This window comes from Enterococcus termitis, assembly GCF_001730305.1.
In the GTDB taxonomy this organism is placed as follows: domain Bacteria; phylum Bacillota; class Bacilli; order Lactobacillales; family Enterococcaceae; genus Enterococcus_L; species Enterococcus_L termitis.
Window position 1 is genome coordinate 275,303 of sequence record NZ_MIJY01000023.1, and the last position, 15,183, is coordinate 290,485.

General features: G+C 38.6%; 14 protein-coding genes. 12 read left to right on the plus strand and 2 right to left on the minus strand.

What is annotated here, in order from left to right:
- Positions 1-4: 4 nt before the first annotated feature.
- From BCR25_RS11660 to BCR25_RS11715, 12 genes are all read left to right on the plus strand, one after another.
- Positions 5-1,303, plus strand: a complete 1,299-nt coding sequence (locus BCR25_RS11660) for a complex I 51 kDa subunit family protein (RefSeq protein ID WP_069663776.1) — start codon at positions 5-7, stop codon at positions 1,301-1,303.
- Position 1,304: 1 nt separating this feature from the next.
- On the plus strand, positions 1,305-4,025 hold the full coding sequence (gene fdhF, locus BCR25_RS11665) for a formate dehydrogenase subunit alpha (protein WP_069663777.1): 2,721 nt from the start codon (positions 1,305-1,307) through the stop codon (positions 4,023-4,025).
- A gap of 15 nt (positions 4,026-4,040) precedes the next feature.
- The gene (locus tag BCR25_RS11670; RefSeq protein WP_069663778.1) at positions 4,041-5,243 is read left to right on the plus strand and encodes a molybdopterin molybdotransferase MoeA; all 1,203 of its coding nucleotides are present in this window, start codon (positions 4,041-4,043) and stop codon (positions 5,241-5,243) included.
- Positions 5,244-5,449: 206 nt separating this feature from the next.
- Entirely contained in the window at positions 5,450-5,950 is a 501-nt protein-coding gene (gene moaC / locus BCR25_RS11675) for a cyclic pyranopterin monophosphate synthase MoaC (RefSeq protein ID WP_069663779.1), read from the plus strand.
- 21 nt (positions 5,951-5,971) lie between these two features.
- A complete protein-coding gene (moaA, locus tag BCR25_RS11680) occupies positions 5,972-6,937 on the plus strand; it encodes a GTP 3',8-cyclase MoaA (RefSeq protein WP_069663780.1) in 966 nt (321 codons plus the stop codon).
- A gap of 7 nt (positions 6,938-6,944) precedes the next feature.
- Complete coding sequence (locus tag BCR25_RS11685) at positions 6,945-7,379, plus strand: MOSC domain-containing protein (protein ID WP_069663781.1); 435 nt, start codon at positions 6,945-6,947, stop codon at positions 7,377-7,379.
- Positions 7,372-7,845, plus strand: a complete 474-nt coding sequence (locus tag BCR25_RS11690) for a MogA/MoaB family molybdenum cofactor biosynthesis protein (RefSeq protein ID WP_069663782.1) — start codon at positions 7,372-7,374, stop codon at positions 7,843-7,845. Before BCR25_RS11685 ends, BCR25_RS11690 begins: the two co-directional genes overlap by 8 nt.
- A gap of 15 nt (positions 7,846-7,860) precedes the next feature.
- Positions 7,861-8,835 carry a molybdopterin-binding protein gene (locus tag BCR25_RS11695; RefSeq protein WP_069663783.1) on the plus strand — a complete coding sequence of 325 codons (975 nt, stop codon included), beginning with the start codon at positions 7,861-7,863 and terminating at the stop codon, positions 8,833-8,835.
- Positions 8,836-8,856: 21 nt separating this feature from the next.
- Complete coding sequence (gene modA / locus BCR25_RS11700) at positions 8,857-9,675, plus strand: molybdate ABC transporter substrate-binding protein (protein ID WP_069663784.1); 819 nt, start codon at positions 8,857-8,859, stop codon at positions 9,673-9,675.
- Between the two features lie 9 nt (positions 9,676-9,684).
- Positions 9,685-10,356: a molybdate ABC transporter permease subunit gene (modB, locus tag BCR25_RS11705; protein ID WP_069663785.1), complete on the plus strand. Its 672-nt coding sequence runs from the start codon at positions 9,685-9,687 to the stop codon at positions 10,354-10,356.
- Entirely contained in the window at positions 10,353-11,354 is a 1,002-nt protein-coding gene (locus BCR25_RS11710) for a sulfate/molybdate ABC transporter ATP-binding protein (RefSeq protein ID WP_069663786.1), read from the plus strand. Before modB ends, BCR25_RS11710 begins: the two co-directional genes overlap by 4 nt.
- A 235-nt stretch (positions 11,355-11,589) precedes the next feature.
- Complete coding sequence (locus BCR25_RS11715; protein ID WP_069663787.1) at positions 11,590-12,465, plus strand: AraC family transcriptional regulator; 876 nt, start codon at positions 11,590-11,592, stop codon at positions 12,463-12,465.
- A gap of 49 nt (positions 12,466-12,514) precedes the next feature.
- Here BCR25_RS11715 and BCR25_RS11720 read toward each other — a convergent pair whose 3' ends face one another.
- On the minus strand, positions 12,515-13,804 hold the full coding sequence (locus tag BCR25_RS11720; protein WP_069663788.1) for an ATP-binding protein: 1,290 nt from the start codon (positions 13,802-13,804) through the stop codon (positions 12,515-12,517).
- 138 nt (positions 13,805-13,942) lie between these two features.
- Positions 13,943-15,142: a sensor histidine kinase gene (locus BCR25_RS11725; RefSeq protein WP_245792132.1), complete on the minus strand. Its 1,200-nt coding sequence runs from the start codon at positions 15,140-15,142 to the stop codon at positions 13,943-13,945.
- Between the last annotated feature and the right edge of the window lie 41 nt (positions 15,143-15,183).

Consider the following 15,183-nt stretch of genomic DNA (forward strand, 5'->3'; position numbering starts at 1 on the left):
AGAAATGATCAAACGAAATCAACCTGTTTTATTAGAGCGGGTCATCAAGATGACGCGACCGACAGATGTAGCTGAATATGAAAGATATAGCGGTTTTGAAGGGTTAAAAAAAGCGATAGAAATGGATAAGGAGGCTATTTTAGATGAGCTGGATATCGCTCATTTACGTGGACGGGGCGGGGCAGCCTATCCATTAGGAAAGAAATGGCGTCATCTTTATGGCTCGAAGGGAGATACAAAATATATCGTATGTAATGCCGATGAAGGGGAGCCGGGAACCTTTAAAGATAAAGCACTGCTGGAACATGATCCACTCAGCGTGATTGAAGGGATGATAATCGCCGGGTATCTTTTTTCAGCAAAAGCAGGTTATATCTATATGCGTGGAGAATACCGCCGCATTCAGAAAATTTTTCAAGAAGCATTAGATCATGCGGAAAAAGCCGGATTTTTAGGCAAGAATATTTTAGGGATCGAAGGGTTTGATTATCAAATCACGATTATTTCTGGTGCAGGTGCGTATGTGTGCGGAGAAAATTCCGCGCTACTGAATTCAATTGAAGGGAAAACAGGCAGACCAAGAGTGAAACCACCGCATTTAGCAGATGTTGGTTTGTATTTAAAGCCGACGCTGGTAAATAATGTTGAATCATTTGCAGGGATTCCTGTGATCTTAAGAGCAGGCGGTCAAGCTTATCGCGATTTAGGAACGGAAGACGGCGGCGGAACAAAATTGATTTGTCTGTCGGGACACGTTAAAAACCGCGGCTTGTATGAGGTGAATTTGGGCACACCTTTACAAGAAATTATTTATTCAGAAAAATACGGCGGTGGATCAGCGACTGGCAATCCATTGAAGTTCATTCATTTTGGCGGACAATCCGGTCCGATCGGGGCAGTTGAGAATTTAGATGATTGTATATACTCGTACGAAGGCTTGTGGGATAAGGATTTAGCAATTGGTTCTGGAGCAATCGTTGTAATGGATGATCAAGTGAGTATTGTGGATTACCTTGTTCAAGTAGCTGCTTTCTTTGCTCACGAATCTTGCGGAAAGTGTACTCCCTGCCGTTTAGGTACGACAAGGATCTTAGAACTGCTGAACAAGTTTAACGAGAAAAGAGCTGAGGCAGGTGATCTCGAACGGTTAGAACATATGTTGACCCATGTGACAAATCTTTCTGCCTGCGGCTTAGGTCAATCTGTAGCTAATCCAATGCGGAGCGGTTTAGCCTATTTTGCAGAAGAATTCGAAGCGGGGATTAGAGAAACAGCAGCACCAATAAAAGGGGGTCTTTGGTAAGATGGAAACAACGATTAAAACACAGACCGTAACCATGTCGATCGATGATCAGCAAATCACTGTGCCTAAAGGAACAACGGTTTTAGAAGCCGCAAGAATGCTTGATATCGATATTCCTACATTGTGTCATTTAAAGGAGTTAGCGCCTGATGGTTCTTGTCGTATGTGTGTAGTAGAAGTTGAGGGTGGGCGAAAAGGCGGCTTGAATACTGCTTGTACCGCACATTGTCAAGAAGGAATGGTCGTGCATACTGGATCACCAAGAGTCAACGATTCTCGGCGCTTTGTTTTGGATCTCTTATTGAGTAATCATAAGCTGGACTGTTTCTCTTGTGGTAAAAATGGTGATTGTAAATTACAAGATTATTGTCTGGAATACGGAATTGATGATACAACCTTTACAGAAGGCAAACGAATGCCTTGTCACCAAGAAGATACAAGCAATCCATTTTTCGAATATGATCCGGAAAAATGCATTATGTGCAGACGTTGTTCAAGGGTTTGTCAATTACGTCAAGGCAGAGATGTTATCAGTATTGCTAAACGAGGCTTTGATACGAAAATGACACCGAGCTATGAAGCTGCTTTTGATCAGTCTTTATGTGAATCATGTGGAAATTGTGTTTCTGTTTGTCCGACGGGGGCATTAGTAGCGAAGGAGCATAAAACGTATAGAGCTTGGGAAACGAAAAAAATCCCCACGACTTGCCCTCATTGTGGTACTGGTTGTCAAATGAATTTGATCGTTAAAGGCAATAAATTAGTTGGTGTAGAACCGATCAATGGTGCTGCCAATAAAAATCTTCTATGTGTGAAAGGGAAATTCGCCTCTTATAAATTTGTCGGCTCAGGTGATCGATTGACGGAACCATTGATCAAACGAAACGGTGTTTTTGAACCAGCAACCTGGGATGAAGCATTAACGTTAGTAGCAGATAAATTCACTCAAATAAAAGCAGATCATGGTGCGGATGCTTTAGCTGGTTTTTCTTGTTCACGTTCGATCAATGAAGATAACTATGTATTTCAGAAAATGGTGCGTGCAGCTTTTGGAACAAATAATGTCGATAATTGTGCGCGTGTTTGTCATTCCGCTTCTGTTCATGGACTAGCACATACATTAGGGTCGGGTGCAATGACCAATCCCATTGCAGATATCACCACAGATGTAGATGTGATTTTGCTGGTAGGCTCTAATCCAGAAGAAGCCCATCCAGTCATTGGTGCTCAAATTCGCCAAGCGATGCAGCGGGGCACAAAAGTCATTGTTGTTGATCCAAGAAAAATCGATTTAGTTAAAAATAGTGAGCTGCACTTACAAATTCAAGCGGGAACGAATGTTGCTTTTGCGAACGGTATGATGCATGTGATTTTAAAAGAAGGTCTAGCCGATCGGAAATTTATCGAAGAAAAAACAGAAGGCTTTGAGGCATTAGAGCAGTTAGTAGCAGAATATACGCCAGAAAAAGTGGCTGACATTTGCCATATCGATCCGAATGATTTGATCAAAGCGGCCAGAATGTATGCCAAAGCAGAGAAAGCACCGATTATTTATTGTCTAGGCGTGACTGAGCACTCGACCGGAACCGAAGGTGTGATGAGTATGTCCAATATGGCGATGTTGGTGGGCAAAATTGGAAAGCCAGGCTGTGGCGTCAATCCATTACGTGGTCAAAATAATGTGCAGGGCGCATGCGATATGGGCTGTATGCCTTATGATTTTCCTGGGTATCAAAAAGTAGCGAATCCAGAAGTCATCGAAAAATTTGAAAAAGCTTGGAATGTCAAACTCAACAGAAATGTTGGAATGACCTCAACTCAAGTACTCCCAGCAGCAACAGACGGCAACATCAAAGGGCTTTACATTTTTGGAGAAGATCCAATCGTAACAGATCCTGATACGAATCATGTGCGACATGCACTAGAAAATCTTGATTTTTTAGTTGTTCAGGAACTGTTTATGACAGAAACTGCAGCTTATGCCGATGTTGTTTTACCAGGAATCAGTTATGCTGAAAAAGATGGTACCTTTACGAATACAGAAAGACGCGTGCAGCGTGTCAGAAAAGCTGTGGAACCAAAAGGTAGCGCTAGACAAGATTTTGAGATTTTCTGTGATGTGATGACTCGTTTAGGTTATCCTTGTCATTATGATTCAGCTAAAGAAATCATGGAAGAAATCGCTCAGGTGACACCAACATTTGGCGGAATCACTTATGATCGTTTAGAAGAAACAGGCGGTCTACAGTGGCCTTGCCGAACACTGGAAGATCCTGGTACACCGATCATGCATGTGGGCAATTTTACCAGAGGCAAAGGCTTGTTCATGGCGATACCATATAAGAAAGCACAAGAATTGCCAGATGAAAGCTATCCATATCTAATGTCGACCGGTAGAATGTTGTATCATTACAACACTCGAGCAATGACTGGCAGAACAGAGGGAATCAATCAAATTGCAGATCGTTCTTACATTGAAATCAACACGGTAGATGCTAACAGACTGGGCATTCAAGAAGGCGATAAAGTCAAAGTTAGCTCAAGAAGAGGCACGATCGAAACGTATGCCGCTGTGGGCAATCGCGTCTTTCCGCAAGAAGTCTTCATGACCTTCCATTTTCCAGACGGTAATGTCAATGAACTGACTAATGCTGCATTTGACGATATTGCGATCATCCCAGAATATAAAGTATGTGCAGTGGATATTGTACCAGTTAAATAAAAGGGGGACGTTCCGATGATCGAGGTCGAAGCAGCACAAGAAAAAATTAGACAAGCTTTGACTCAACAAAAAGAGGTAGAAATTGTTCCTATTTTAAAAGCGGCTGGACGAGTCTGTGCTGAAGAAGTTTATGCAAAAGTAGCGGTACCGCATTTTCCGAGAGCTGGCATGGATGGCTATGCGGTTATTGCTGCCGAAACGCAGGGCGCGAGCATAGAGACACCCATTTGTTTACATGTGATCGATTCGATTTTTGCTGGCGATGTAGAACAAGAATGGTTAGACTTACAAGGAACGGCCGTTAGAATCATGACAGGTGCGTTAATTCCCGAACCTTATGATGCAGTAATCAAACAGGAATGGACCGATTATGGCAAAAAGAATGTCGAGATTTATCGAGAAATCAAGGCCGGACAAAATTATGGGATTGTGGGAGAAGATGTACAGCTCAACCAAAAAATCCTTTCACAATATCAGTTGATCAATAGCCGCACAGTAGGTATTTTAGCGGCGCAAGGAATTGAGACGATCAAAGTGTTAGCACCAATGAAAGTTGGCATTTTAGCAACTGGTAATGAGCTAGTTTCTTTAGGAGCCTCACTTACGCCAGGTAAGATCTATGATAGTAATCTGTATACATTTGCTTCATTCATTCAATCGAGCGGCAGTAAAATCATTTTTAAAGAGCATTGTTCAGATTCAATGGAAGAGATTGCTCATCAGATTCGTGAAAGAGTGGCGGAGGTCGATCTACTGATCACAACAGGTGGGGTTTCAGTGGGTGAAAAAGACTACGTTCCCCGCGTAATCGACAATATAGGCGGAGAGACGTTGTTTCATTTTGTGAATATGAAACCGGGCACGCCAATCATGGCAAGTACCTATCAAAATAAAGTCATTTTAAGCTTGTCAGGGAATCCCTTTGCGGCGGTAGTCAATCTGCATTTGTTTTATTGGTCTACGCTGGCCTATTTTATGAATTGTGCTGAATTCAATCTAAAGAAACGCAACGTTCAATTGAGGGAAACGCTAAAAGTATCAAATATACGCCGATTTATTCGGGCATACGAAGAAGAAGGGACTGTTTCCTTAAAGTCAAAACTGCACTATTCTTCCGTATTTCATAATACTCTTGAAACAAATTGTCTGATCGATCAACCAGCTAAAAAGGAGTTGAAAAAAGGCGATTATGTAACCGTTTATTATTGGAAAGCATAAAGAGTCAATAGATAAAAAAGCATTTTTAAGACTGTGGAGCAAAAAGAAGGGGATGTTTTGTTTCACAGTCTTTTTAGTGTTTCCTTAGCTAAAAAAAATTATTTATATCAGATTGTTTTTTTTTAGTCTTAGTGATAAACTTAAGGCAAAGAGAACATCACATAGTTAATAAATAAAAAAATGAAAGCGTTTTAAGAGGTGCTTAAATGAATAAATCCAGCGCGTTTACACATATCAATGAGCAAGGAAATGCACGCATGGTGGATGTTTCAGACAAAGAAGCTAGCGTAAGAATTGCAAGAGCTTACGGAGAGATCCAAATGAATAAGGAAGTTGCTGAAGGAATCAAAAATCAAACAATCAAAAAAGGCGAAGTCTTGCAGGTGGCAAGAGTCGCCGGGATCATGGCAGCAAAGAGGACCTTTGAATTGATTCCGCTTTGTCATGTATTAGCTTTAAGTAAATGTGAAGTATCCTTTAATTGGGAGACGGAACAACTTTTATCCGCGCATTGTCTTACGAAAACGATTGGTCAAACAGGTGTTGAAATGGAGGCTTTGACTGGTGTAAATATTGCACTATTAACGATTTATGATATGTGCAAGGCACTAGATCGTGAAATGAAGATCACGAATGTTTGCTTATTAGAAAAATCCGGTGGAAAGAGTGGGCATTTTATTTCAACCGGGTTTAAGATTAATGAATAAGAAAGTAGAAGGAGCAAAAAAATGAAGGATTCCTTTAATCGTGAAATTGATTATGTTCGATTATCTGTGACGGATCGCTGCGATCTTCGTTGTACGTATTGTATGCCCGCTACAGGGATGCGTTTTTTAAAAAAGACAGAGGTTTTGAGCTTTGATAATATCCTTTTTTTGCTCAATCGTTTAGCGGAACAAGGAATCAAAAAGGTGAAGATTACAGGCGGTGAACCGCTAACTAGACCAGACACTGTAGCATTGATCAGAGCTATCAAGGAAATTAGTGGGATTGAAAAGGTGACGTTAACGACCAATGGCATTCAACTGGTGAACTATGCGCAGGCATTAAAAGCGGCAGGCTTAGATGGTCTTAATGTAAGTATCGACACGCTTGATCCAGATGAATTTCGTGAAATTACTAGGGTAGGCGATTTGAAAAAAGTGCTGGCAGGATTGAACAAAGCAGTCGAGGTCGGGTTGCCTAACATTAAAGTCAATACTGTTGCTCGGGGAGAGCTGACGAACGAAGCAATCTGTGAAATCGCTTTGCTTGCGAAAGCTAGTAAGATCCATGTCCGCTTTATTGAATTGATGCCGATTGGCTTAGGTAAAGGTTGCCCAGGCAAGACACAAGAAGAGGTCATTTTAGCGCTGCAGCAAGTGTATGGTGAACTGATTCCATTTGAACACCGGCTCGGCAATGGACCTGCAAGCTATTTTTCATTAGAGAACTTTCAAGGGAAAATCGGCTTTATTAGTGCTTTAGGGCATTGTTTTTGCGCAGAGTGCGATCGAATTCGCATTACTGCTGATGGCTGTTTGAAAACCTGTTTACATATGGATGATGGTTGTGACTTGAAAGAAGCTTTACAGACAGAAAATAAAGAACAATTATTAGCGCAAGTTTTTACAGCAATTCAGAAAAAGCCTGAGAAACACCATTTTCTTGAGAATCAAGGAGATTCTCGTTTAATGTCACAAATTGGAGGGTAAGAAGAATATGGCAGTAGGAGAAATTATTGGAATCAATATCAGTGAACGACGAGGTACGCAGAAAAAAGAGATTCCAGAAGTTGATTTAGTAAAGGGCTTTGGACTGGAGAATGATGCCCATGGCGGAAACTGGCATCGACAAGTTAGTTTGTTATCTTTTGAGAAAATCACTGAGTTTAATGAACGCGGAGCACGAGTCGGCAACGGCGCTTTTGGTGAAAATATTATTGTTTCAGGGATTGATTTGCGTCAGTTGCCTGTAGGTAGTCAAATTCGTATCGGTCAAGCGGCACTTGTTGTAACTCAAATTGGCAAGGAATGTCATAAGCATTGCCAAATTTATGCACGTGTGGGGGATTGCATTATGCCAAGAGAAGGAATTTTTGCTGTTGTTGTAGAAGACGGACATATCAAAAAAGGGGATAAACTTGAAGTTGTATAAAGTTGGAATCGTAACATTAAGCGATAAAGGATATCAAGGATTACGCAAAGATGAATCTGGCAACCTTATACGACAGCTGATTCAAGCGCAATTTGAGGTCGTACATCAAACGATATTGCCTGATGAAAAAGATGAGTTGAGTCGCTTATTGATCGAATGGTGTGAGACGTGCGACTTGATTTTAACCACCGGCGGAACAGGTTTAGGTGTCCGTGATATCACACCTGAAGCGACATTGAGTGTGGCTGAAAAGGAGATTCCAGGTATTAGTGAAGGCATGCGCATGTTTGGAATCAAAAAAACACCTTTTGCGATGTTGAGTCGTGCTGTTGCTGTCCAACGTGGTAAAACCTTGATTATCAATTTACCGGGAAGTCCTAAAGGGGTCAGAGAAAATTTAACGTACTTAATGCCGATTTTATCTCATGCTCTAGATATTTTAACGGATCATAAAACAGAGCATTAAACGGAGGAAACGAAAATGAACGTTGTGAAAACAGTCGATGCCACAGGAATGATCTTGGGTCAGGATATCACAAAAATCGTTAAAGGGGAATATAAAGGCGCAATTTTTTCTAAAGGACATCGAGTCAGAGCAGAGGATATTCCGGTATTACTTTCACTTGGAAAAGAGCATTTATTTTTGGAATCTGAGGCATCTGATTTGATCCACGAAAATGAAGCTGCTGATTTTTTATATCATTTAATCACTGGAAAGTTTATGCAGCCGACAACAGTCACAGAAGGGAAAATAGAAGTAATAGCTGAAGTAGACGGCTTATTGAAGGTAAATAAGGAATCACTATTTAAGTTAAATTCAATCACAAACATTGCTGTTGCAACATTGGAAACCAATCAAAGAGTAAATGCCCGCCAAAAAGTAGCAGGCACACGAATCATTCCCTTAGAAATTGAGCCGGAAACGTTAGTGAAAGCAGAAAATGTGGTCGGTGGGAGTAGCGTTTTATCTTTAATTCCTTTTGAGCCTGTAACCGTTGGAATCGTTACGACTGGAAGTGAAATTTTTAAGGGTCTGATTGAAGATACATTTACGCCAGTTGTAAAAGAGAAACTATCACATTATCCAAGTGTGACGGTTAAATTTCACGAAATCATTAATGACCATCCAGATCTCATTACAAAAGCAATCAACCAGATGGTGGAAAATGGAGCAGATATTGTTTTTTGTACTGGGGGGATGAGTGTTGATCCTGATGATCGAACGCCACTGGCTATCAAGCAAACGGGTGCAAAGATTATTTCTCACGGAACACCGGTTTTACCTGGATCAATGCTCTTGTTGGCTTATTTAGGTGAAACGACGATTGTCGGTCTGCCTGGAGGTGTTATGTTTTCTAAGCGGACAGTTTTCGATATACTATTGCCGCGGATCATTGCGCAAGACCTGATAACCAAAGAAGAAATCGCTCATTTAGGACATGGCGGTTATCTTTAAAAAGATTCGGAAGGAGAAACAATGAACCTACATCATAGAGGAGCTATTCTAACAGCACTATTGCTAGTATTTCTGGTTGTCAGTGGCTGTACAGCGAATGATAAAAAAACAAGTGCTTCATCTAGTTCCGGCAGTCAGGTAGAAGAACATCATTTATTGCTCGCAGCAGCTGCAAGTCTTGAAGCAGTCATGGAAAAAGAAGTCATTCCAGCTTTTATTAAAGAACATCCGGGAACGACCATCGAAGGAAATTACGATAGTTCTGGAAAATTACAAGCACAAATCGAAAAGGGGCTAGAAGCAGATATCTTCTTTTCTGCTGCGACAAAACAGATGGACGAGCTTGTTTCACAACAATTGATCGATAAAAAAAGTGTCGTGCCATTGTTACAAAATCAATTAGTGCTGATCGTTCCAAGTTCTTCTGAAGTCGATTGGAAAGCGTTTAGTGATTTAAAAAAAGCTGACATGATTGCAGTAGGCGATCCAGCGAGTGTTCCGGCAGGTCAATATGCTGAAAAAGGATTAAAAGCTTTAGGTGATTGGGACTATGTAAAAGAACATGCTAGTTTCGGCATGAATGTAACAGAAGTATTGAATTGGGTTGCTGAAGGAAGTGCCCAAGCTGGATTAGTTTATGCTACAGATGCTGCATCGAATGACAAGGTAAAAGTCGTTGCCGTGCTGCCGGAAGATACGTTAAATGAACCGATCATTTATCCAGTTGGTTTGGTTGAGCAATCGAAAGAAAAAGTAATAGCGGAAGAATTCATTGCGTTTTTACAAAGTGAAGAAGTCGCAAAATATTTTGAAGATACAGGTTTTATTCTGAATAAGTAGGTGAGCTTGATGGATTTAAGTCCAATCATTATTTCGTTTCAAACCGCGATCGTGGCTATATTTTTTACTTTTGTGTGTGGTACATTGATTGCGTATCTTATTTTCCGCTTGAAAAATCAAGGACTTAAACTGTTGTTTAATAGTCTATTTACCTTACCGCTGGTGTTGCCGCCAACGGTTTTTGGCTTTTTTTTACTGGATATTTTTGGTGTTCAACAGCCAGTAGGGAAATTTTTAGTGGATTTTTTTGCAGTGAAGGTGGTTTTTTCATGGGAAGCAACAGTGATTGCCGCGGTTGCGGTATCATTTCCTTTGATGTATCGCTCAGCAATTGCTGCATTTGAGCAAATCGATCCAGATTTGATAGCAGCAGGACAAACATTAGGCTTTTCAGAAAGAAAAATTTTTTTCACTATTGCGTTACCGCTGGCAATCAATGGTCTGTCAGCAGGAGGTGTACTGGCTTTTGCTAGAGGCTTAGGCGAATTCGGAGCAACAACGATGCTGGCAGGCAATATTGCAGGAAAAACGCGAACACTGCCATTAGCGATCTATTCAGCAGTAGCAGCTGGCGATTGGGTTTTAGCACAAAAATACGTCATAGTTATTGTGATTATTTGTTTATTGATTTTATTTCTAACAGAACTATTTAGTAGAAAAGCTCGGGGGATGCAGGGATGAAACTTTTAGTAGATATTCAAAAAAAGTTACGTGATCATCAGCTAAAAGTCAACTTCGAAATTGATACCGCGACTTTAGGGATTTTAGGCGCATCTGGCTGCGGCAAAAGTATGCTGCTTAAATGTATTGCGGGTATCGAAACTCCAGATTCAGGTCGGATTCAATTAGGGGATCGTGTACTATTTGATAAGGAAAAGCGCATCGACTTACCTCCGCAACAGCGTAAAGTGGGATTGCTATTTCAGCAGTATGCATTATTTCCACATTTAACAGTCTATAAAAATTTACGTAGCGTGACCAAAGATGCCCGCCTGATTCAAGAATTACTGACGATGTTTCATTTAGAAATGGTTAAAAACAGCTATCCTAGACAGCTTTCCGGTGGACAAAAACAACGTGTTGCGTTGGCTCGAATGTTGGCATCTAACCCAGAGTTATTGTTATTAGATGAGCCTTTTTCCGCTTTAGATACTTCTTTGAAAGAAGAACTTCAAATTGAACTGCAAAAACGATTGTCAGATTATAAAGGCAATGTCTTGATCGTAAGTCATAGCTTAGATGAACTTTACAGACTTTGCCCGCTTCTTGGGATCATGAGTGATTCAGATTTTATAAAGGGCAAGACGACGGACTTATTCAAGCAACCTCAAACAGTTGAAGCTGCTCGATTGACTGGATGTAAAAATATTTTTCCAGTTAAACGAATCGATTCACATACGGTGCAAGTTCTTGGCTGGCAAACACCGTTGACTGTTGCCGCAGAAGTGCCGACGGAGTGTCGTTACATTGGGATTCGGGCTCACGATTTGCTGTTAAACAAAAGCAACGTCAATCAATTATCCGTAAGCCATGTCAGCAGCCAGCAAACGCCTTTTGAACAAAATGCTTGGTTTATCTGCGATGAGCGTGATCTTTGGTGGAAGGGAAGTAAGCAGATCGAAGTAGAGAAAATCGAATCATTCAGCCTTTGCCCAGAAGCAATCATGGTTCTCAAATAAGTGAAAAAGAGTAGTTAGTATGATACTTCAAAAATTTACTTTAGGTAACTGATAAGAATGACATTGAAGAGAGACAAAAAATCTTCTAAAAGCAACCGCGACATCATGGCTGAGTAGATAATTAAGTAATAAAAACGATTCGTTACAATTAGGGATCGTTTTTTTGCTGAAATTAGTTGTAAATAATGAAAATTTTGATAAAGTAAAAAGTAACAGAAACTCTTGGAGGCAAATTATGAGCTTGTATTTAGAAATGCCGGAATTTGAAGAACAGCTTCTTTTTAGAGCATTCATCAATGATGGGATGACGATCGTTTACCCACATTGGCATAAAGAGGTTGAAATCATCTATTCGATACGCGGCACAGTCAATATCGGTGTCGGCGATGAGGTTGTCCATGTAGCGGAAGGAGAAATCTATTTTTTTGCCAGTGGTGAACCCCATTACTTTTTAGCCTCTCCTGATAGTGAACGGATCGTCTATCAGTTCGATTTAAGTGTATTTAATGAGAAACAGTTAAAATCAGCAGAGGATTGCTCGTTGATCGAGTTATTTGAAACAGGCGAAAAGCATAGCTCAAAATGGTCTAAATCCTTATATTTGGATATCAAAAAACTATTGCAGCAGCTATTTGAAGAAACGGAACAAAATAAGCAGGGGAAAAATTATGCCCAGTTTGCTTTATTATTTCAACTGATCACAACTTTTTACAGGCGGTTACCACAAACACAAATCAAGGTTAAAAAAGGAGCTAAAGCATCAACAATCAAACATAAAGAAACGTTAGAACATTTAGACCGTATCTTTAATTATGTAGAGAATCATTATGATGAAACGATCACATTAGAAGAAGTGGCTAAATACAGTGGTTTTAGTCCGTATTACTTTACTCGTTTTTTTAAAGCGAATACAGGTACAACGTTTATGCGTTTTTTAACCGAATACCGTATCAATCAAGCCAAATTTATTTTAGCAAATGAAAAAGCACCGATGATCGAAGTCGCTGAAAAAGCCGGATTTGCAAGCGTGAAAACCTTTCATCATGTGTTTAAGGAACATGTGGGAATATCCCCTTTGAAGTATCAGAAATCATTTATGGAATTTGTCTAAAAAGAAACAGCCTACGGACGATAATATGTCCACAGGCTGTTTTTTAGTATCAGGGATCTCGTTGAAGGGTTAACAAGACTGAAAAGTTCTTAATATCTGATTGAAGAAATAAATCCAACTCATTGTATTGAGTGATGATTTTCATCAGATCTTCTAGACCATGCTCTTTATAGTTTTTTTTTGAGGTGATTGAGTCAATTGTCTGGATTGTGTTACTTTGCTCTGCTTTATTTTGAAACACAAAACGAAGCTGACGGGCGTTCTTTGTGATCGACACATACAAAGTAGTGCCGGCTCTTCTTTTGGTTTCTTTTACGGCATATTCAGACAAAGCTGATAGACAGCGAAGAAGATCAATCAAGCGGATCGAGATATCATATTCTTGAATTCTTTCAGGGATATCAAAGTGCAGTTGAAGGTGTTCCTGCTTACATGTTTCGACTAGATACATTAAAAGACCTTGAAGGGGTGGGATAGATAAATTATCTAGTCCCATATAAGGATCTGAATTCAAGACATCTTTTGAATAATCAGCGATTGAGTCAATGTATTGGAGCGCTTCTTGGGACTTCCCTTGTTCGATATAATCTGTCAAACTCAATAAAATATTACGATAGTCATGCCGAAATTCATCTGAAATAACAATTTTTTCTAGTTCTTGATTATATTGTTCAAATAAAGCTTCTTTTTTTTGCTGCTGTTGATAATATTTACTATATAAATAAGCAGTAGAGTATACAATCAAACAGAGTGTTAACAACAAAAATGTCAGATAAAAGAATGACTTGACAAAAAAATATGTAATAGCCAATTGTCTAATCACAATAAAAAGAATCAGAAAAAAAAGAGCAATAGCTGATTGGAGTCTATACCTTTTACGAATATGTAAAATAGAATCAGAAATCAAATAGGTATCATCAATTTTTTTAGCGGCTAAGCTTAATAAAAAAATAGCAGCTTGTTGTCCAAACAATGAAAAAGGTACAAGCGACTGATACTTAACTGTGCTAATAACATGTAATTGAAATAGGAAATTCAATAGATCATAGGTAAAAAGCCAAGAAAGAATGACTACTGAGTTGAACAAAAACAGAGTCAGTACCATTAAAATCCAACTGTCAACATGGTACACAATAAAAATGGCTAAAGTTGTATAGAAAATAAATAATAGTAAATAAAGATAAGGTACTACATTAAAAAAACTGCTAATAATAATTAAACTCAAGATGCTGGATAAAATAATGGATTGCTTTTTGCTGATATACTTTTGATAAAGCAAAACCCAGATAATTTGAAGATAGCTTATAGCAAACAATCTAGCTGTTAAGGCAGGTTCCATAGCTTTTGCACTCCTTTAAGTAGAAAAATCATATTAAAAAAAGTCTGGAAAGTCACAAATTATCCTTTGTTAAAAAATAGATATAAAAAAATGTAGAGAGCAATGTTAAACACTACTATTCTACATTTATCGAATAAGTTACTGTTTTGTTAATTTATGAACGGAATAACTAGCAATAAAACGATTGTCTTTCTTTGCTACCTGATAGCTTGCCTTTTTATATTTATTGATTATTTTTGCAAGAATATATAGCCCTTTCCCTTGATGGTTTTTCTTTGTTGAAAAATTATTTTGTAAAATCGATTGGAAAGGAACATTTTTATCTTCTGTATATGTATTTTTAACGGTTACCTTTACAAATTGAGAGTCACCAGTAATCATGATTTCAATCAATTGATTATTTGTTTCTTGAACTGCCTCATACGCATTGTCCAATAAAATAGAAAAACAACGAATAAAATCAACAATGTTCATATCGATATTCGTCAGGGTGTCAGTTACGGTAATCTTTATTGGAATATCGATTTCCAAGCACCGTTTAAGAAAATTGGTTAAGAGACCTTGAATCGGAGGATTATGAATCAGAGCAATTGTTTTGTATAAATTAGGTGTTAAAAGTGAATTTGAGTAATCAATGATTGTATGGAGTAAAGTCAGCGCTTTTTTAGTATCATCCATTTCTAGATAGGAAGTAAGGCTTAATAAAAGTTGTTTGTAATCATGCCGAAATTCATTGGAGCGCTCGATCCTTTCCTTTTCTTGTTCATATTTTTCATTGAGTATCGTAATATACTGTTGCTCATTTTGCTCCTTAACAACAAGCAGAATATTCCAGCTAAGAAAAGCAGTAAAGCAAATGATAATAAAAGAACTATAAAAAAAAGGAGCAGAATAGCCCTCTAAAACACTGAATTGTTGTAATCCAAATGTGAAAAATAAAGAAAACAAGAGTAAAATAGCTAAAAAACGATATTTCTTAGGTAAAAGATGTAGAGTCTTTGTAATATTGAAGCGTTTATTCAAATAATTTGTATAAGCCAACAATAAACAGAAAATAAATTGTTGTAAAAAAATAAATAAATTTAGATAATTTGCATAAATTTCAGCTGATATTAAGTGATAAATCAATAAAATATCCCAAAGATCTAACGTTAAAAGCCAAGAAAGTAAGACGATTGCATTTTCGAAGCTCAGGAATAAAGCAGGAATCAGCCAATTTTGTATTCTTCTTGCAGGAAATAAAAACTGCAAAATAAATAAGGGAATTAATAACAAAATAACTAAGTGATCATCTGTAAGAAAACCAACTAGAAATTGAACAACTAAAATAATGGTCATGAGTATTGTCTCGCGAAGGGACAATACTTTTTTATAGGAGA